We start from the raw sequence: 20,180 nt of genomic DNA on the forward strand, positions 1-20,180 counted from the left end.
GGGCACATCGATAAAATCCCGCCGAAAATCCCTCCACACGGCCGTTGCCGAACAATTCGGCCGTCTCCTTGCGAAGCAAAACGTTCATCCCTTGTTTCTCCAGCTCCCGCTGCAGCAGCTTGGAAGCGGTCGGATCAAGCTGGCGTTCCATCAAATAGTCGAAAATATGGATGACATCGACATCCATCCCTAAGTGAAGCAACCCGCGCGCCGCCTCCAAACCAAGCAAGCCGCCGCCGATGACCGCCGCTTTTTTGTACGTCTTCGCATATTCGATCATCCGCTCGCAATCTTGGATATCGCGAAACGCCGTCACCCCGGGCAAATCCGCCCCCGGCACCGGCAAGATAAACGGATTCGACCCTGTCGCGAAAATCAATTCATCGTATTCGACTACCCGCCCACGGTCGGTCCGGACAAGCCGCCGCTTGATGTCGACTTCCGTCACCGTTTCGCCGACAAACAGCCGAATGCCGTTTCGTTCGTACCATTCCCAACTGTTCAACGTAATGTCATCAAGACGCGTATCTCCTTGCAGCACCTTCGACAACAAAATGCGGTTATAGTTCGGATGCGGTTCGCTGCCAAAAATCGTGATCTCAAACGCCTCGCGGTCAAGTTTCAAAATCTCCTCGATGCAGCGAACCCCTGCCATGCCGTTGCCGATTAACACGAGTTTTCGTTTCACGTCGCCATCCCTCCATACTTCATACGTTGTTCCACTTTCTTATTGTCATCGATGCAGCCAAAGCCGGATCGTCATCACCAGCAACTCCCATAATCCGATTGTTCTTGTTCGCATCACCCTCACATTCCCCCTTTGCCTTGGTTGTGCCCATCATATCATGCAAAAAACGAAGTATGCATTTTATTTGTAAACTTATATAACATATTTTTAACATAAAATAATGAATAATCGCATAAAAAATCAGTGTAATATACGCATTTATCATATCAGCGTAACTTTTTATTACATAAAAACACGCGCGAAAAAGCGGCCTTCGCATGATCGAGCGGAGGCCGCTTCTTGTTGGAGGTTGCTCATAGGGGATCATCAGTGGATCGGGCGGGACGCGAGCAGCTCATCAATGATTCGCGCGTAGTGGTCAATGCGCCGCTCAAGCTCATCCACTTGCTTCTCAAGCTGGGTCATATATTGGCGAAAGGTCATGGGAACGCCGTTCCGCTGTTCGAGCCGCTTTTCGATTCGCTGCCGCTCGCCGTGGACAGAGACGAAGATGCGCATATCGCGGCCAAACACTTCGCGTACGGTTTCACTGATGAGTTCGCCATATCTTGTTTGCAGCCATTCACATTGAATCTCGTTTAGGCATTCGATGATGAGCCAATCCTCATCCACCGTCGCGGACGTCGAAGCAAACCAAGTGTCAAATGACGGGCCAGACAGCTTTTGCGCAAGCTTCGTTTTCACTTGCTCCCACAGATGATACTCCTTCACACATTCACCCCCTTTCGTCTACTCGCCTGGCTGCCATAGATGTTCGCGCAATTTCGCCCGAATGTCATCCGGAATCGGCTCGGGCCGCCCGGTGTCAAAATTGAAATTGACATACACCGACCGCCCTTTCGCGCAGACCACACCGTTTTGATGAATTTCTTCATAAATCGTAAGGCTTGTGTTGCCGATGCGTTCAATGCCGGTATACACGGTCACATCTTGCCCATAATACATTTGGTTGACATAATCGACTTCCATGCGGATGATCACCATTCGCCAACGTTTGAATGACAAATCAGGCGTAAACAGCTTGAAAATTTCATGCCGCCCCGCTTCAAACCAAACGGGCACGGTCGTATTGTTAATATGGCCGACGCCGTCCGTCTCCGAGACGCGCGGCGTAATGACAGTCGTAAACATAAACGCTCCCCCTCAACAGAACCGGAATCTTCTTTTGTCGAATTTAGGCGACTGATGTATATGGGTTCGCTCCACGATGTGGAAATTCCTGCTTCACCATCAAGAAAACGTGAAAAACGTCACCCCTTGAGCGGAAGGGGGATCCAACCTGAGGAGCGAGACCCTATTTCCAACAGCCAAAGAAAAAACAGGAGCCTGAAGCAGCCCCTGTTTTTGTGTTCTCACTTGTTGTTCGGTTCCATGATCGTCCCGGCAAACGCTGCTTGATAAATCGCGCGGATGTCGGCTTCCAAAAGCGGCATCGGGCTGCGGGCGAGCAGCCGTTTTTGCTGGACGGCGTCTTTCGTCAGACTTTCTAATGCGCTTTCCGGAATGCCAAAACCGCCGAGCGTCTTCGGAATGCCGACATCGGCGACGAGGCGCTCGAGCTCCTCGACGCAGCGGTGCGACGCCTCCTCCTCTGATAAAAAGCTCGAGTTGCCACCGAGGGCGTTTAAGATATCAGCCATTCGTTTCGTGCAGCTTTGGCGAATGTAGCCCATCACATATGGCAAGAGCACGGCATTTGATTCGCCATGGGCGATATGAAACTGTCCGCCAAGCGGATAAGCGAGCGCATGCACGCCGGCCACCCCGGCGTTGAAAAACGCCAAACCGGCCAGGTAGCTGCCGTTCGCCATATCGGTGCGCGCCTGTTTGTCCGTTCCGTTTTCCACCGCTTTGCGCAATGAGCGAGAAATCAGGCGCATGGCGGCGATGGCCAACCCATCCGATGTCGGACTCGCGTTGACCGACACGTACGCTTCAACCTTTTCGGCCTCATTTTTATCTGCTCCGCNCTGCCGTTCGCCATATCGGTGCGCGCCTGTTTGTCCGTTCCGTTTTCCACCGCTTTGCGCAATGAGCGAGAAATCAGGCGCATGGCGGCGATGGCCAACCCATCCGATGTCGGACTCGCGTTGACCGACACGTACGCTTCAACCGCATGGGTAAGCGCATCAATGCCCGTCGCCGCCGTCACCCGCGGCGGAACAGAAACCGTGAGTTGCGGGTCGACGATCGCCACATCCGCCAACAAATAGTCATGCGTCACGACGTCTTTCGTCGTTTCTAAGGACAACACGGAGATGTTCGTCACCTCCGACCCGGTGCCTGATGTCGTCGGAATCAATATTTTCGGCAATCCTTTTTTCTCAAGTGTTCTCGTTCCAGTTAAGTTTAAATAATCGGCGACCGAACCTTCATGCACGGCCAAAACAGCGGCCAGTTTCGCCAAATCCATCGCGCTGCCGCCGCCGACGCCGATGACAAGGTCAAACTCTCCGTCGCGGACAAACGCCGCCGCCTTCTCCCCTGTTTCAAGCGGCGGCTCCGGCACAACATCCGTATACACATGCACGCTGCACCCTGCTTGCCGGAGCGGAGATGCCACTTGCTCGACGAGGCCGAGTTTTTCAAGCGCTGGATCGGTGATCACCAACACGTGTTTTGCCCCAAGCCTTTTTACTTCTGGAACTAACTGCGTAAGCGCCCCCCAGCCGACATAGCTGAGCGGCGGAAAAACAATGCGAGCTGCGGTCATTGTTTTTCTCTCCCTTCCTTATTCATAATACCCTTCTGTTGATTTACGAAATTGCTTGAATTGTTCCGCATCATGACCGAACCAAATTTTAGAATTGGTTTCTTGAGCAATGCGGCGAATTCGTTCGACGGTATTCACGTAACCGAGCGAATCATAAATAATTCCTGGCGGTTTAACGGGCGGACCATAATTTTCTGCTGTGTAAATAGCATCAGAAGCAAGGATAATTTTTCCCGTTTCCGGCAGTTCAACATGAAGGCCAAGCATGCCCCAAGCATGACCGCTGCCGAAGTTTAATACTCTCACTCCTTCCGCCAACAAAATATTATCCTCGTGTCGTTTCACTGTTCTCCACTGTAAGTTATTTTTAATCCAGGCATCGATATCTGCCCAAATATAAGCCCCTTCTTTCTGGTTTCTCGCATAACATTGCAATGCACCGTTAAACTCATCTTCATGGACAATGATCGTAGCATTTGTAAACATTTCCAAGCATCCGGCATGATCTAAATGTAAATGGGAAGCAACAACATAACGGATATCATCTGGACGAACCTTTAACTGTTCTAACCGATTATGCAAATAACATTCTTCACTGGCGCTCCAGGGAAACATTTGCTGAGTAACTTCCGCCCATCTTCCTTGAGGCCCCATGGAATTCGGATTGCAGGCTGTATCAAACAAAATTTTTCCTTCCGGATGATCAATAAGGACCGTGTAAATTGGAAACTCCACAAATTCCGTCTGTGCATTCGGATTGTGAATCGTCGCCGGATTGTGCATCGCAATCATCCAATTTTTATCCATCCTCATTCGTCCGTTATCCATGACATACAACTTCGGGCGAGATTTAACCATATTCACCATAGTCTTTTCCTCTCCTTAAATTTTATTAGTTGTCATCAGGGGGTTACATCTTCCCCTGTTTTTTGGTTTATGCAAGGAGTATGCCAATCTCCGTATTGACACCACGAATAATCTGCGACGGCCATTCTTCCATCTTCCAAGAGAATGGACAAAATAGATGGATGGAATGCTTCATGATCCTAAATTCACGTTTGGGCGAAAAAAATCACCATTGATAGGAGGAAAGGTGTTGTCTATGTCGAAAGAAACAATTGTTACCGTTTTCACCAACAGGTGATTATTTTCACCAATTGAAAGGGGGAGTCTTATTGAGCACTGTGATTGATAAGGAATGGATGCAATCTCTCCTTTCCTCATTCCATAACGGATTGATCGTCATTGACCCACATAACCGGATTGTGCTTCTCAATGATGCAGCGAAACAATTGCTTCGCATTGAAGGAGAAGAGTGGAAAGGAAAAGACATCCACGTTCTGTTGCCCGAAACAAAACTCCCGCATGTAGCAAAAACAGGTGAACGGATGATTGGGGCCGAGGCGATCATCCATGGACGAACATTTCTTGTCAACCACACACCATTTTACGAAAACGGTGAACTAGCCGGAGCAATTGCTATTTTGCAAGATTTCACTGAAATCGAACATTACCGTCAACTGTCCAAACGAATGGAAACAATCATTGAGTTTTCAACGGATGGCATCTATGTCGTTGACGGCAACGGCATAACGCTTATGGTCAACTCCGCTTATGAACAAATCACTGGATTTCGGCGAGAGGAGCTGATTGGCCGGCATATGGAGGAACTCGTTCGTGAAGGCTATTTCGATCAATCCGTATCTTTGCTCGTTTTAAAGCAAAAGCAACGTATTTCCATGTTGCAGACCGTTGGCGGAAAAAAAGATGTCATCGTCACTGGAAATCCAGTATTCAACGAACAAGGAGACATCGAGATGGTGGTCACGAGCGTCCGCGACATCTCGGAACTGAACAAGCTAAAGCTTGAGTTGGAAAAAGCCAAAAGTTTTTCACAGCTTAACCAGCATCGTTATACGTTCTCTGTCGACAACCGTGAAGAGGCCATGATTTGCCGCAGCCCGGCCATGAAAACACTCATCGACAAAGTAATGCAAATCGCAGCCTACCCAACAACGGTGTTATTGACCGGCCCATCCGGCGTCGGCAAAGAAGTGATCGCTAATTTGATCCATTATCTCAGCCCACGCAAAGACGCTCCCTTCATCAAAGTCAACTGCGCAGCAATTCCTGAAGCGTTGCTTGAGTCAGAGTTGTTCGGCTATGAAAAAGGGGCGTTCACCGGCGCCCAAGCCGGCGGCAAAATCGGCTTGTTTGAACTTGCCGATGGCGGCACGATTTTGCTTGATGAAATTGGAGAAATGCCGCTTTCCTTGCAAGTGAAGCTGTTGCGCGTTCTTCAGGAAAAAAGAATACAGCGCATCGGCGGCCGTAAAGCGAAAGCGCTCGATGTCCGCGTCATTGCCGCCACCAACCAAGACCTTCAAAAGCAAATGGAAGCCGGCCTGTTTCGCACCGACTTGTACTACCGGCTTCACGTCGTTGAACTGTATGTTCCACCACTGTCCGAGCGCCCGCAGGACATCGAGCCGCTCCTTGACCATTATTTCAGCTTTTTTTGCGAACAATACCGCATTCCAAAGAAGCTGTCGCCAGCAGCCAAAGCGATACTGGAGCGATACCATTGGCCCGGCAATGTCCGCGAATTGAAAAACCTAATGGAAAATTTAGTCGTCTCCGTTCCGTCCCGATGCATCGAACCCGATGACTTGCCGTCCCACGTCCGCCGTCAAACGGAGTCACCGTCAGCATCGACACTGAAAGAAAAAGTGGAACAGTACGAAAAACGGCTCGTGTTCGAAACGCTCGAAGCTGCCCCATCGCTCCGCAAAGCGGCTGAACAGCTCGGCATCGATCATTCGACATTAGTGAAAAAATTGCAGCGTTGGGGAATAGCGAAACGTCCGCGGCCGTAACCGACAAGCGCGGACGTTTCACTCATTCCCGCCAAGCTTCCGCCAGCTCCCGCTTCAGCTCTTCGACAAGCTCCGCGGCCGGAAGCTCCCGCACCAGCCGGTATCCTGTCCCGGCCCAAAGCGACATTCCCTCCGGGTCGCCCGCCTTGGCGGCAGCAGCTCGCAGCGGCTTCGTCATATGGTGCACATGCGGATACGCCGCCGGCGCCATGGCGCGATACTCCGCCATAAACCGGTTTACAAGCCCGCGCGCCGGTCGGCCGGTAAACGCCCTCGTCACGGCCGTTTCGGCAAACCGCGGATCGGCAAGCGCCTGCTTATGGAGCGGATGCGCCCCGCTTTCCGGGCAGCGCAAAAACGCCGTCCCGAGCTGCACCGCGCTCGCCCCTGCTTTGAGCGCCGCCGCGATGCCGCGCCCGTCCATGATCCCGCCCGCCGCCACAAGCGGAATCCGAACCGCCGTCCGCACTTGGGCCAGCAGCGGGAACAACGCGAGCGTCTCATCCTTTTTCGGATCGTTGCCAAACGACGCCCGATGCCCTCCCGCTTCCTCCCCTTGCACACAAAGCGCATTCGCCCCTGCTTCAGCAGCCATGCAGGCTTCTTCCCTTGATGTCACCGTCACCATGACAAACGACCCGGCCTTTTGCAAGGCGGCGATCACTTCCTTGTCCGGGCAGCCGAACGTAAAGCTCACGACCGGCACCCGCTCCTCAAGAAGCACATCAAACTTCGCCTCCCAGTCGTCGTCATCCCATTTCGGCTCGCCGACTGACGCCCCAAACCGCTCCGCCTCCGCCGCCAGTGCTACACGGTACCGTTCGACCGCCTCCTCATCCACTGTTTTATCCCCCGGCACAAACACATTCACCCCAAACGGCCGGTCCGTCAACGTCCGCAGCTCATGAATTTCCTTCCTCATGGCCTCCGCTGTCTTGTACCCGCCGGCCAAAAAACCAAGCCCTCCGGCGTTCGACACCGCCGCCGCCAGTTCAGGCGTCGACACTCCGCCAGCCATCGGGGCTTGGATGATCGGGATGGGAAGTGTAGAGAACATGGCAATACCCTCTTTCTGCATTAGCGGTTGTCCTATCCTCATTTACGGTTTCTTAACTCTTTCGCGTTTTACTCAAGAAATTCCTTCATCGTTGCATATAGGAGCATTTTGATTCTCCTACAAAGGGATAAAAAACTGATACGGCGAAGAAATAACGAGACACAGGCTGTCTTTATGAAAGACTATGACGGGGATCAAATAATGAAGCAACTAAAAACCAAAATCGAAAACAACGAGGAACTAACAGAACGAGATGAGTTGAATCTTATCTTTTTACCCTTGATGAAAAGTACTGTAGACTGTTCAGAACGAGCAATTGAGGCAGTAGAATTAGCCCAAAAGATTACAGATCCAGAAAAACAATTCCGCTTATTGTCAACGATTATTGCTGTGTCGGACAAATTTATCGATGAGAAATACGTTGAAAGACTAATGGAGGCGATCAAAATGGTGAGAGTACTTCGGGAATTGGAAAAAAGAGCAGAGCTGAAAGGGAGAATTTTTGAAAGCCAACAAGCCATCAAAAAATATATGAAAGCCCGGTATGGAGCAGCGGCAAAAGAAATACAGGACAAAGTAGATACGATCACCGATTTGTATATATTGACCCATCTGTTAGATGACATTTTCGGAGCTGAAACACGTGAAGAAATCGAACGACTAATCGACGAAGCGATCACAAAACAATCACAGATGAACCAAAGCACAAAACAGTTGGAAAAATAAAATGCTTCTCCCCCAACCCACCAGCCGGTTTGGGGGAGAGAAGTCACGGCCGAAACGCCTTTAACCGTTTCGCCAGTTCTTTCGTACGCGGATATACATCGCGATAAATCGCAAACAGCTCTTTGTATCGGGCGACCGCATCCGGCCGCGGTTCGACGACGGATTCGACTTGTTTGAACGCATCCGCGCATTGCTTGAGCGAATCGAACCAGCCGACGCCGCACGCGGCGATCATCGCAGCGCCTAGTCCCGGCCCTTGTTCGTTCTTCAGCTTTTCCACCGGGAGATCGAAAATATCGGCTTGGATTTGCAGCCACTCGGCGCTTTTCGCCCCGCCGCCGATCGAGACGACCGATTCGATCGTTTTGCCGCTCGCCTTGATAATTTCGACCGATTCGTTTAGCGAAAACGTAATGCCTTCGATGACCGCGCGGGCAAAATCCCATTTCGTCTGCCGCGAATCGACGCCGACAAACGACCCGCGAATATCGGCGTCGGCATAAGGCGTCCGCTCGCCGACAAGATATGGCGTAAACAACAAGCCGTTCGCGCCGATCGGCGACTTGGCCGCGCATTTTACAATCTCAGCGAACGGCACGTCCTCGGCAAACGTCCGCTTCCACCAGTCGAAACTGTAGCCCGCCGCCAGCGTCACCCCCATAATATAGTAGGCGTTCGGCTCGGCATGGTTGAAGTAATGCACTCGTCCGGCGAAATCTTTTTCCCCACTTTGCTCATACGCCAAGACGACGCCGGATGTGCCGATGCTCGACATCATGCGGCCTTCTGCCAAAATGCCCGCACCCACCGCGCCGCAAGCGTTGTCCGCCCCGCCGGCAAACACTTTCACCGATGCCGGCAGCCCGGTCTGTTCGGCCACCTCCGGACGCAGCGTCCCGACCCATGCCGTCGCCTCAACAAGCGGCGGACAAAGCGAAAGATCGACGCCGACCGCCCGGGCGATCGCCTCGCTCCACGTTTTCGTTTTGATATCCAACAGCAACGTCCCCGCCGCATCCGATACATCCATCGCGATGTGCCCGGTCAAGCGGAAGCGGACGTAATCTTTCGGCAACAAAAACACCCGCGCCCGCTCGTACCGCTCAGGCTCATGCCGCTTCACCCAAAGAAGCTTCGGCAACGTGAATCCTTCCAGCGCCTCATTTTTGGCAATGGAAAGCAACTGATCGCGGCCGACCTTTTCTTCAATGATCCGACACTCTTCCGTCGTTCGCGTGTCGTTCCATAAAATCGCGTTGCGCACGACGTTCCCGTCGCCATCAAGTAGCACAAGCCCGTGCATTTGCCCAGAAAAACTCAAGCCCACGACCGACTCCGGAGAAACGCCCGCCGTCTCCCAGACGCGGCGCAGTGCGACGATCGTTTTTTCCACCCAATCGTCGGGGCGCTGCTCGCTATAGCCGGAATGCGGCTGGTAGAGAGGATAGGACTCGGTCCATTCCCCTCTTACCTGCCCGTTTCGATCGACAAGCAATACTTTGACTGCACTCGTTCCTAAATCGACGCCAATGACGTATTCCACGCTCATCCCTCTTTCACGAACGAGATCCACTCGGCGCGCTGACTTCGAGCAAATATTGATTCAGCAACGTTTTCAAGCGCTCAAGACGTCCGGACGTATTGCGAATGTCGCCAAGCTGCAAGGCGTACTCCTCAAGCTTTTTGAAGTCCGCCGTCCCTTCGACGATCTCGCGGCCGATGCCTTCTGTATAGCTTTTGTACCGTTCTTCGATGAACTGTTCAAACACGCGGTCTTCCAGCAAGCGATGAGCGACTTTCAACCCGATCGCAAAGCTGTCCATCCCGGCAATATGAGCGTAGAACAAGTCTTCCGGTTCAAACGAGCCTCTTCGCACTTTCGCGTCAAAGTTCAAGCCGCCGCGCCCAAGGCCGCCGTTTTGCAAAATTTCATACATCGCCAACGTCGTCGTATACAAATCGGTCGGGAATTCGTCCGTATCCCAGCCAAGCAGCGTATCGCCTTGGTTCGCATCGACCGAGCCCAACATGCCATGAATGCGGGCGACGCGCAGCTCATGCTCAAACGTATGCCCGGCCAATGTCGCATGGTTCGCTTCAATATTGAATTTGAAATGATCTTTCAACCCATACGTCTGCAAGAACGCCAGCGCCGTGGCCACGTCAAAATCGTATTGATGCTTCGTCGGCTCTTTCGGCTTCGGCTCGATCAAAAACTGGCCGTCAAAACCGATTTCTTTCGCATAGTCGACCGCCATGTGCAAGAAGCGAGCCAAATTGTCAAGCTCCAACTTCATGTCCGTGTTCAGCAGCGTCTCATAACCTTCCCGGCCGCCCCAGAACACGTAGTTTTCCGCTCCGAGCCGCTTCGCGATCTCCAGCCCTTTTTTCACTTTCGCCGCCGCATAGGCGAACACATCGGCATTGCATGACGTTGCCGCCCCGTGAACGAAGCGTGGATGGCTGAACAAGTTCGCTGTATTCCACAGCAGTTTCGTTTTGCTTGTTTTCATGTATTCTTCAATCATATCGACAATTTCATCCAAGTTTTTGTACGTCTCGCTGAGCGTTTCCCCTTCCGGCGCGATGTCGACGTCATGGAAGCAGAAAAACGGAACGTTTAACTTTTCAAACAGCTCAAACGCCGCCTCCACGCGCGCCTTCGCCAAATCCATGCCGCTGTACTTATTCCATGGACGAATCATATTGCCGACGCCAAACGGATCCGATCCATCCCCCGTAAACGTATGCCAATACGCCACCGAAAAGCGCAAATGCTCTTCCATTGTTTTATCGCCGACTTTTTCTTCCGGATTATAAAACTTAAACGCCAACGGATTGCGCGACTCCGGTCCTTCATACGCAATCTTGCCGATATTCGGAAAATAAGCCATGCCTAGGTCCCCCTTCATCATGAATCAAGTTCAATCAGCGAAAATGGCTTGCTTCGGTTTTATTATAACGCTTTCACATTTGTTTGTCTATCATATAAACAAAGTATTCTACAATTCTTTGTACAAAAAGTAGTCGAAATCGGCGTAGTTGTTTTGTCCTGAACCGTCCCGGCAATGCATGCCGACAAACGCCCCGGTAAACGCCGCGCGGCTTTTGATATAGTCGTCTGACAGTTTATACGATTCAAAGGTGACGGGAATCTCTCTCCAATTCACCCCATCGAAAGAGTACGCATAGTTGTACGTGGCCGTTTGTACGTTCACCCGTAAATACACATACTCGACATCATCAGGGACGACAATTTCTTGACCGCGCAACGGCTGGTCAACAACAAGATGGTCGCACGCCATTAACTCGAGAATCCGTCCTTTTTCCTCATGCCATGTCAATTGCAGCGTTGTCCAGTTTTGCGTATTATAGTAGTTCACGAGCCCAGCCGATTGTTGGATAGTCGTCGGACGAAACGCGACTTTCGTTTCCGCAACAAAGGTAAAATGCTGCCATCGTCTGGCGACAAACGCCTGTGTAAACCGGGAAGTGAGCGATTCCCTTCCGTACAGCCGCAAATGTCCCGGACGGGCCTTTAAGGTAGCGATGTCTTCCCCTAAAGGAATTCGTAATGTTTGAAAATGGTGGTTTAATGTATCACCATCAAAATCATCTTTTTCATCGTAATCGTTTTCCCACGGAACTTCTTTAACGTTCGGCCCGTCAATTTCTAACGAAGGACCGTTTCCCCCGACCACATAAGGCCATCCATTTTTCCATTCAAGCCGCTGAATCGCCGTTTCACGTCCGAGCGGACAATAACCGCGATGTTCGAGCAGCGGCTGGCCCTCCCTTGGTAGCGGCCGGCCGGTTAAGTGCACGAGAAACCACTCATCCGTATGAGTATGGACAATCGAAGCATGACCAGCCTTTTGCAGCGGGTTTCGCGGATAAGGCCAAGACGTAAGCAACGGGTTGCCCGGATGCACCTCATATGGCCCATAGAGCGAGGTTGACCGGGCAATCGTTGCCGCATGGTTGTACCGCGTCCCTCCTTCTGCCGTCAGCAAATAATAATAGCCGTTGATTTTGTACAAATGTGGTCCTTCTGTAATTCTTAAGTCCGTTCCTTTGAAAATAATTTTCGGCTCGCCAACTAATTTTTTCTGTTCAACACTATATTCTTGAAGTACAACCCCATAAAACGGATGATGACCAACCCGATGATCCCAATACATGTTAACTAAATACTTTCTTCCATCCTCATCGTGAAAAAGAGATGGATCAAATCCGGAGCTGTTTAAATAAATCGGATCCGACCACTCCCCATCAATCGTGTCGCACGTCACAAGATAGTTATGGCCGTCTTTCCAATGGCCTTCGACAACTTTCACATCTGTATAAATAAGCCAAAACTTCCCATCATTATACGACAAATGCGGAGCCCAAATCCCTCCGGAATCCGGGTTTCCAATCATGTTCAATTGGCTTAACCGATTCAACGGCCTTGCCACCAAACGCCAATTCTTTAAATCTTTCGAGTGGTAAATTCTCACCCCCGGAAACCACTCAAACGTGGAAACCGCAATGTAATAGTCATCTCCCACCCGGCAAATGGATGGATCGGGATGGAAACCGGTTAAAATAGGATTTTTGATTTTGATCATTTCTGATCCCCCTAGGAAAAATGCTAAATTTTTCATACAAAAGACATATAAGCGTGCATGACATGCCGCTTAGGCACGAAATCCATTGGTTATAAACTGTTGATTTTCATTTTTATATTGGAGGCGGAAATAACTACACGTTTTTACTTAGCTACTTAACCTTACTCACTGGCTTTCACAAATACCGTTTTAATCGATGTGAAAAACTCAATCGCTGCCTGCCCTTGTTCCCGCGAATGGGAGCTCGATTGCTTCATGCCGCCAAACGGCGCTTGAAACTCGACTCCTGCCGTCTCCGCGTTGACTTTAATGAGCCCGGCCTCGATGTCTTGAATGAACTGCAGCGCATTCCCGATATTTTTTGTATAAAGCGAAGCGCTCAACCCGTATTCTGTATCGTTGGCGAGCCGAATCGCCTCTTCAATGCTGTCGACTGGGATCAACGCCAACACTGGGCCAAAGATCTCTTCGCGGGCAATCGTCATTTGAAGGTCAACCTCTTCAAAAATCGTCGGTTCAACGTAAAAACCGTTGGCCAGTTCGCCGTCGAGGCATCTTTTTCCACCGTAAAGGAGCTTCGCCCCTTCCGCTTTCCCTTTCTCAATATAGGAAAGAACCGTATTCAATTGCGACTCGCTGGCGCATGGCCCCATCCATGTGTCCGCATCCAGGCCATTGCCGATTTTCAGCTGTTTGACCCGCTCAAGAAGTTTCGCTTTAAACGGCTCATACACTTCCTTCTCGATGAAGACGCGGCTCGTCGCGGTGCATTTTTGCCCTGTCGAACGCAGCCCGCCGCTGATCGTGCCTTCAACCGCCAAATCCAAATCCGCGTCCTTGGCCACAATGACCGGGTTTTTTCCGCCCATCTCAAGCTGGTATTTCGCCCCGCGCTCAAACGCGGCTCTTCCGACTTGTTTTCCGACAGCATTCGAGCCGGTGAACGTCACGCCGTCAATATCGGGGTGATTCGCAATCCCTTGGCCAATGACCGATCCGGAACCGCACACCATATTGACGACTCCGTTCGGGAAACCGGCTTCGTGGAAGCACTCGATCACCTTCGCCGCCGTCACCGCTGTTTCGCTTGCCGGTTTTAACACAACTGTATTCCCGTAGACAAGCGCCGGCGCCATTTTCCAGATGGGAATGGCGACAGGGAAATTCCATGGCGAAATGACCCCGACAACCCCAAGCGGAACACGGGTCGTAAACATCAACCCCTCACTGTCGCTCGATGGGATCACATCGCCCACTTTCCGCGCCCCTTCGCCGGCATAGTAACGCAAAATATGGACGCCCCGCATCGTCTCGGCTTTTGCTTCAGCAAGCGTTTTCCCCATTTCTCTTGTCATCGTTTCGGCAATATCGTCAAGGCGCTGTTCCAAAAGGCGAGCGGCCTTATACAAATACTCTCCCCTCTCAACCCCGGACCGCTTCCGCCACGATGCTTGCGCCTGTTTTGCCGCGGCTACAGCGGCATTTAAATCTTCGAGTGTCGAACGTTGGACATACCCGACGATGTCATGCCGATTCGCCGGGTTGAGGCTCGGTTCGACCTGATTGCTCACGGAGCTGACCCAGCTGCCGTTAATGTAGTTCAAGTATGTTTTGATTTCGGTTTGGACTGCCATGTTCTCCCCACTCCTTCTATCCATTATTGATGAATGATTGTTTGACGAATCAGCAATTGGACTGGATTGGACAGCACTCCAATTTCAGGAATCTCGATTTCGATCCGATCCCCCTCTTGGAGAGTGAACTGATTCGGGGGAACGATGCACGTTCCCGTTAACAATACCGTGCCGTCAAACACTTCGTTATCGCGAATCAAGAAGGACACTAGCTCATCGTATGTTCGTTTCAACTGTCTTGTATTGGCGCTTTCTTCAACGACAAGTTGGCCGTTGCGGTAAATGCGGCAAGTCAGCTGCAAGTTATACGGGTCTTCCACTGTCTCCGCCAGGCGGATCGCCGGCCCAATGGCGCACGAATGTTTCCATATTTTTGCCTGCGGCAAGTACAATGGATTTTCCCCCTCGATATCCCGGCAACTCATGTCGTTTCCAATCGTATACCCGACGATTTCCCCTTCTTGGGTGATCACCAGTCCAAGTTCCGGCTCCGGAATTTGCCAGTTGGAGTCGCTGCGCAAATACACGGGGGCATTCGGGCCAATCGTACGCGCCGCAGTTGATTTCAAAAAGAGTTCCGGCCTTTCCGCGTTGTACACCCGGTCATAGCACGTTTCCTGGCCTGCTGCCTTCTCGACCGTTTCATAGTTTCTCGCCTCGCGGCTTTTCTCGTAGGTGACGCCCGACGCCCATACCTCAGGGGCGACAATCGGCGCAAGCAAATTCAATTCCCCTATCTCTTTGTGGATCCCTTGTTTTCCGCTAATCAGCGTTTGAATATAGCTGACGGTCGACATTTGGCGATGTTTTGCCTCGCGAACCACTTCCATCAAATCGCGGAACGGGAGCGGATACACGATATTATCATCGGTAACCGCGGCTGCTATTTCCTGTGAATCTTCTAAGTAGCGAATAATTCTCATAACCCTCTCCCCTTACTGTTTGATATTAAATCATCTTGTCAGAAAGAAGCCGCTTCATTACACAGATAAACGGCTAGGGCGGATATACCCCATTTCTTTTGAGATCTGTTCAGCCGCATTTTGCAGCAGCCGGATTTCCTCCTCGAGCACGGTGTCCGTTATTTTGGCCGAAGGCTGAGAGATGCTGAGAAGGCAAGAATCACTTCAATCCTCCCGTTATGATCGTTTGACTGTAGGAAGGACAACATCCTTTTTGTAGTCATACACGGCCTCTTCGGCAATCGGCAGCGGAACGACTCCATGAGCGGCATCGGTATGCCCGATCAATCGGTTGCTCGCCGCAATCCGCCGTTGGCGCTTGCGCATTGCCGCTACGCGTTGGTTGGCGATTTCCGTTCTTTCCTGCTTGATCGATTCAAACTCGAACCGCAGAGTTCCATTTCGGAACGCCAATTCATCGACAAATTCGATTCTCCGCTCACGAAGGCCAATGTGGAGAAGATCCCCCGTTTTTAAATACAAAATGCCTCCGCCGCGAATGGCTTCCGGCGTCATATGTCCGATGGCCGCCCCGTACGTGACGCCTGAATACCGCCCGTCGCTGATCAGCGTCGCGATCCGTTTTAGCTGTCTGTTCGCGTTAATATGCTGCATCGGGGTGAACATTTCCGGCATGCCAAATGCCTCTGGCCCCTGGCCGGCGATCACAACCGCGATTTTCAGCGCCCCTTCCCTTGCCATCGCATCAAACAGGTCGTCATATTCATGATCTTTCAATGGCTCAAACAAATGCGGCGCGTTATGTTTCAAGGCAGCGAGCAAGCTTTGATGGTGAAAACAGCGGTTTTGTTTGATTTTTTCCAACAAATGGACATCAAGCAGCCCCTCGTTGGCATCGTCTTCGTTCTCGTAATACAGGACAAAGGCGACTTTCTTGTCAAACTCGTCAATTTGCCTTGTCGCCATGCCGCTGATTTTCACCACCGCACTTTCAAAGAAGTTGCCTGACAACACGTCGACCCCGCTAAACGGCCGTCTCGGTTTGGATAAGATGACCGGGTTGTGCTCGACGTTTTGCGCCGACAGCTGCGCTTGGTTGACAGACAGTCTTTCCCGCCATGTCGTTCCGGTTGCCGTCGGAGCATCCACATCCATCGGCACTCCATTGTTCATCAGTTCATGGAATACTGTTTCCATTCCCCGGATCTTCCCGCTGCAGCACTGAACAGCCAGTGCGAAAATGTCTCTTCCTTCCGTTAAACTATAGTCAAATAAATCCGGCACCGGCACTTCATGGTGGATGCGATCATACTCCCACAGGTCGAACTGATAGCCCCCATAAAGCATAGCCGCCACAATATGCATCATAATGTTCGTCGATCCGCCGGTGGCGCTGTGGATGCGAATCGCGTTTTTGATATTGGCCGCCATAATATTGGCCACTCCATACACCGGATCATTCATTAAATGGGCGAGGCTGTCCAACGCCATATTTATTTGCTCCTGCGTCGGCGGGGCGGCGAGCAATTCCAAGGCGGGATGAATCAATCCCAATCCGGCGATCAAATGCCGGGAGCTGTTGCCGGTTCCGTTAAAGGCGCACACTCCGCCTTGGCTGTCGCAGGTCGCCACCGCCAACCGTTTTTCATAGTCTTCGTGCTGCTCTTTCGTGATGAGCCCTTTTCCTCTCGCCCGTTCGAGCACCCCTTGAAACGCCGTGTTGGAAGAGCACTGCAAAATATACGCGAGCGCATCCCGCAAGTCATAGGCAATGTCTTCTTCCCCGGCAAGTTCCGCCCGCCGGGCGACTTCCTCGAGCTCGGCATACAACTTAGGCGGAATCGTCCCGCCTTTTAATACATGGGCTGGCGCAAATGTCGCGAAGAAAGGCGGCTCCCCCCGCTCGCGGCGGACGCGGTCAAGATGGGCCAACGCGCTGACTACGCCAAGCGGCTGCTTGTCACACCCTTGAATGACAAACGCCCCGTGGTAGCTGTGCGCTTCCAGCTGGTTTACAATCATTTGCGCCACGGCGTTGCGGCTTTGCAGCGAATAGCTCATGCCTTGGTTGCTTTGCGCCGTCCCGTCGCACATCACCGGTGTCGAAAATTGAAACGGCACACCGCCATTTTGCCAAATGCGAATCGCCGCCCGGGCGATCGTTTGAAAATCCATAATGTGGGCCGGATGGTCAGGCGACCCGCCAATAATCGCAATTCTCGGGGCATTGTGGTGCAGCCGGTCATAAATTTCCTCCAGCGTCCAGTCTGGTTGCACCCCTTTTAGTTCAGGGCCTAAAATTTGTTTCGCACGGTCGAGCAGCCCGGCGACGCATATCGGCTCGTTGGCCTTTCCTTGAACATTGTCTCGGTATGGGTTAACTTTACACTCAATATAAGGGTACCTAACAGTTGACACAATCGTCGCCCCCCTTCTAAACAATAGAGAATTTCTTTTATTCTGTCCGGCGAAGATATCCTCTAAAAATTTGAACATCATATTTGTATAAAAATCATTGTTTGTAAATCGTCATTTTCATCCTTAAGTAGCAAGCAAAACTTGCTCGTGGGCGTTTCCTTTGTCATTTTCTATACTCTTATTTATACTTTGTCGAATTCATCAGGATCTGCAAACATACGTTTGTTCTGATTAAGAGCATTTATTTTATCCATATCTTCCTGCGAAAGCTCAAAATCAAAGACATCCGCATTTTCTGCAATACGGTGAGGTTTCACAGATTTTGGAATGGTGACTACCCCGGTTTGTAAATCCCAGCGGATGATGACCTGTGCGGCTGATTTATTGTATTTATTTGCAATTTCAACTAACACGGGATCGTCAAGAAGTCTTCCTTGCATTAACGGTGACCACGCTTCAAGCTGTATACCATGACTTTTACAAAAATCATGTAGCTCCTTTTGGTTAAACCGTGGATGGTACTCTACTTGATTGACCATCGGTTTAATTTCACAGTTTGCCATAATTTCTTCTAGATGATGAATCTTAAAATTGCTCACACCAATGGCGCGAACAAGCCCATCCTTATAAAGTTTCTCAAGCGCTCTCCATGTTTCAACATATTTTCCCCGAGAGGGTAACGGCCAATGAATTAAATACAAGTCTAAATAGTCTAATCCCAGTTTTTTTATGCTTTCATCAAAAGCAGCTAATGTAGATTCATAGCCATGGTCCGCATTCCAAACTTTCGTTGTAATAAATAATTCATCACGAGGAATACCTGACTCCGCAATAGCTTTTCCTACTCCCTGTTCATTTCCGTAAATCGCAGCTGTATCAATACTCCGATAACCGACTTCAAGAGCTGCTTTTACAGCATTTACAACCTCTTCTCCGTCTTTTACTTGAAACACTCCTAACCCTAACCAAGGCATTTTTACACCGTTATGCAATGTTGTTGTACTTTGTAAATGTTCCAACATTGCGATCCTCCCTCTAGAAATGTTCCTTTTTGATATTAAAGTGGTCCGTGAGCTCCTTAGCTATTTACATGACTGCCTATACTTACCTTTCCTGCGATTAAATCTTTGCTATCGCTGCTATTTCCGATATAAACTTCATAATCCATCATTTCTAGCTCCCACTTATTTGTATCCGGGTTAAACCATTTGATTTTCTCGATTGGACATGCAATACTCACTACCTTCTTCTCTCCCGGTTTAAGTGATACCCGTTCAAATCCGCGCAATACCTTAACTGGCCGGTCAACCTTGGACTGACTAAACCCTATATACATTTGAACTACTTCATCACCTTCACGGTTTCCCGTGTTTTCAACCTCACAGGACGCAATAATTTGATTGTTCCGGACCTCAAACCTTGCATTTGATATACTAAATGTAGTATAAGATAAGCCAAAACCGAAAGGTAATGAAGGGGATTTTCCTTCCTTTTCCAACTTTGCATACCCATGATAATATTCGTATGTTATTTCTGTTGCCTCCCAATCAGTTTGTGGCAAATCACTTTCATGAGCTGGAATAACAAAGGGCAATTTGCCTCCAGGATTTACATCGCCAAATAGTGTTTTTGCAATTGCAGTTCCGCCTTCCATGCCAGGATAATATGCCATTAATATCGCGGAAACATCATTTTTCCATTCCTCAATCATAATCATACTTCCACCAATTAAAACAACGACTGAATTTTTGTTTAAAGGTCCAACTTCCTTGATAAGTTTTATCTCATCACGCTTAAGCCCCAACGAACCCTTTCGGTCTCCGCCAGCAGCAAACCTGTGACCCTCGCCAATTATTTGGGAGGTATTCGTATCATCGGCATTCTCGATAAACTCACCTTCATCGTCGTGATTGTACCCCACAACAAATATAACAGCATCAACTGTTTTTGCCAGTTCTTTTGCCTTAAGCAAATCCTGTCCATCATTAAAAATCACTTCACTATTCACCGCGATTCTTTTTATCCCTTCCAGAGGTGTTACAACATACTCTGGAAATACTCTGCTCGATCCGTGATCGCCTATATTTTCCTGGTTTCCAAGTTTTCCGATAACAGCGATACGTTTTGTCTTCTCTTTCGAAAACGGTAAAACATTTTGATCATTCTTCAGCAGAGTCATTGATTTTTCTGCTGCTTCCAAGGCCAAATTAATATGTTCCTTGCAACCAATTAAGTCTTTACTGTACTCTTTACTGTCTGCTTCTGTGAATGCAAGCAATGTTCTGACAATGCGCAACGCAGCCTTGTTAATTGTTTCTTCACTTACCTGGCCATTTTTAACCGCTTCTATAAGCTTTTCACCAAAGTATTTCGTATGACACATTTCCACGAGTGTTGATTATCCAAAATTATACATACGCCTTCCATAAATTTGGGCATACTCAAACAAAGCAGCGGCCATCCCGGATTTCCAAT

The 20,180-nt window shown here is 50.1% G+C and carries 15 protein-coding genes and 2 pseudogenes; 2 read left to right on the forward strand and 15 right to left on the reverse strand.

Annotated elements, in window-relative coordinates; all coding sequences use genetic code 11:
• From T260_RS126950 to ahlS, 6 genes and pseudogenes are all read right to left on the reverse strand, one after another.
• The coding region (locus T260_RS126950; RefSeq protein WP_023634164.1) for an FAD-dependent oxidoreductase at window positions 1-688 on the reverse strand (688 nt) is incomplete at its 3' end.
• A 366-nt stretch (window positions 689-1,054) separates the two neighbouring features.
• On the reverse strand, window positions 1,055-1,459 hold the full coding sequence (locus T260_RS126940; protein ID WP_020279310.1) for a DnaA N-terminal domain-containing protein: 405 nt from the start codon (window positions 1,457-1,459) through the stop codon (window positions 1,055-1,057).
• An 18-nt stretch (window positions 1,460-1,477) separates the two neighbouring features.
• The gene (locus T260_RS126935; RefSeq protein ID WP_020279309.1) at window positions 1,478-1,879 is read right to left on the reverse strand and encodes an acyl-CoA thioesterase; all 402 of its coding nucleotides are present in this window, start codon (window positions 1,877-1,879) and stop codon (window positions 1,478-1,480) included.
• 221 nt (window positions 1,880-2,100) lie between these two features.
• A pseudogene (locus tag T260_RS0120535) lies at window positions 2,101-2,688 on the reverse strand (iron-containing alcohol dehydrogenase); the annotation flags it as partial.
• Window positions 2,689-2,753: 65 nt separating this feature from the next.
• Window positions 2,754-3,461, reverse strand: a pseudogene (locus T260_RS0120540) (iron-containing alcohol dehydrogenase); the annotation flags it as partial.
• An 18-nt stretch (window positions 3,462-3,479) separates the two neighbouring features.
• On the reverse strand, window positions 3,480-4,328 hold the full coding sequence (ahlS, locus tag T260_RS126930; RefSeq protein WP_023634166.1) for an AhlS family quorum-quenching N-acyl homoserine lactonase: 849 nt from the start codon (window positions 4,326-4,328) through the stop codon (window positions 3,480-3,482).
• Between the two features lie 335 nt (window positions 4,329-4,663).
• On the opposite strand from ahlS, the gene T260_RS126925 reads away from it, so the two are divergent.
• Complete coding sequence (locus tag T260_RS126925; RefSeq protein ID WP_031212894.1) at window positions 4,664-6,337, forward strand: sigma-54 interaction domain-containing protein; 1,674 nt, start codon at window positions 4,664-4,666, stop codon at window positions 6,335-6,337.
• 22 nt (window positions 6,338-6,359) lie between these two features.
• On the opposite strand, the gene T260_RS126920 is transcribed toward T260_RS126925, so the two are convergent.
• On the reverse strand, window positions 6,360-7,394 hold the full coding sequence (locus tag T260_RS126920; RefSeq protein ID WP_023634168.1) for an NAD(P)H-dependent flavin oxidoreductase: 1,035 nt from the start codon (window positions 7,392-7,394) through the stop codon (window positions 6,360-6,362).
• Window positions 7,395-7,595: 201 nt separating this feature from the next.
• Here T260_RS126920 and T260_RS05635 point away from each other — a divergent pair, with 201 nt between their 5' ends.
• Window positions 7,596-8,120: a hypothetical protein gene (locus T260_RS05635; protein ID WP_128738870.1), complete on the forward strand. Its 525-nt coding sequence runs from the start codon at window positions 7,596-7,598 to the stop codon at window positions 8,118-8,120.
• 43 nt (window positions 8,121-8,163) lie between these two features.
• Here T260_RS05635 and xylB read toward each other — a convergent pair whose 3' ends face one another.
• From xylB to T260_RS126880, 8 genes are all read right to left on the reverse strand, one after another.
• Window positions 8,164-9,663, reverse strand: a complete 1,500-nt coding sequence (xylB, locus tag T260_RS126915; RefSeq protein WP_031212897.1) for a xylulokinase — start codon at window positions 9,661-9,663, stop codon at window positions 8,164-8,166.
• 13 nt (window positions 9,664-9,676) lie between these two features.
• The gene (xylA, locus tag T260_RS126910; protein ID WP_023634171.1) at window positions 9,677-11,014 is read right to left on the reverse strand and encodes a xylose isomerase; all 1,338 of its coding nucleotides are present in this window, start codon (window positions 11,012-11,014) and stop codon (window positions 9,677-9,679) included.
• Window positions 11,015-11,122: 108 nt separating this feature from the next.
• Window positions 11,123-12,730, reverse strand: a complete 1,608-nt coding sequence (locus tag T260_RS126905; RefSeq protein ID WP_023634172.1) for a glycoside hydrolase family 43 protein — start codon at window positions 12,728-12,730, stop codon at window positions 11,123-11,125.
• Between the two features lie 161 nt (window positions 12,731-12,891).
• Window positions 12,892-14,364, reverse strand: a complete 1,473-nt coding sequence (gene gucD, locus T260_RS126900; RefSeq protein WP_023634173.1) for an alpha-ketoglutaric semialdehyde dehydrogenase GucD — start codon at window positions 14,362-14,364, stop codon at window positions 12,892-12,894.
• Between the two features lie 23 nt (window positions 14,365-14,387).
• Window positions 14,388-15,287: a fumarylacetoacetate hydrolase family protein gene (locus T260_RS126895; RefSeq protein ID WP_023634174.1), complete on the reverse strand. Its 900-nt coding sequence runs from the start codon at window positions 15,285-15,287 to the stop codon at window positions 14,388-14,390.
• A gap of 216 nt (window positions 15,288-15,503) precedes the next feature.
• Window positions 15,504-17,705, reverse strand: a complete 2,202-nt coding sequence (locus T260_RS126890; protein ID WP_023634175.1) for a dihydroxy-acid dehydratase domain-containing protein — start codon at window positions 17,703-17,705, stop codon at window positions 15,504-15,506.
• A gap of 182 nt (window positions 17,706-17,887) precedes the next feature.
• On the reverse strand, window positions 17,888-18,727 hold the full coding sequence (pgoN, locus tag T260_RS126885) for a glyoxal/methylglyoxal reductase (RefSeq protein ID WP_023634176.1): 840 nt from the start codon (window positions 18,725-18,727) through the stop codon (window positions 17,888-17,890).
• Window positions 18,728-18,783: 56 nt separating this feature from the next.
• On the reverse strand, window positions 18,784-20,088 hold the full coding sequence (locus tag T260_RS126880; RefSeq protein WP_050582933.1) for a glycoside hydrolase family 3 C-terminal domain-containing protein: 1,305 nt from the start codon (window positions 20,086-20,088) through the stop codon (window positions 18,784-18,786).
• Window positions 20,089-20,180: the final 92 nt, after the last annotated feature.

Origin of the sequence: Geobacillus thermopakistaniensis (genome assembly GCF_000498995.1) — a bacterium.
GTDB classification, from domain to species: domain Bacteria; phylum Bacillota; class Bacilli; order Bacillales; family Anoxybacillaceae; genus Geobacillus; species Geobacillus thermoleovorans.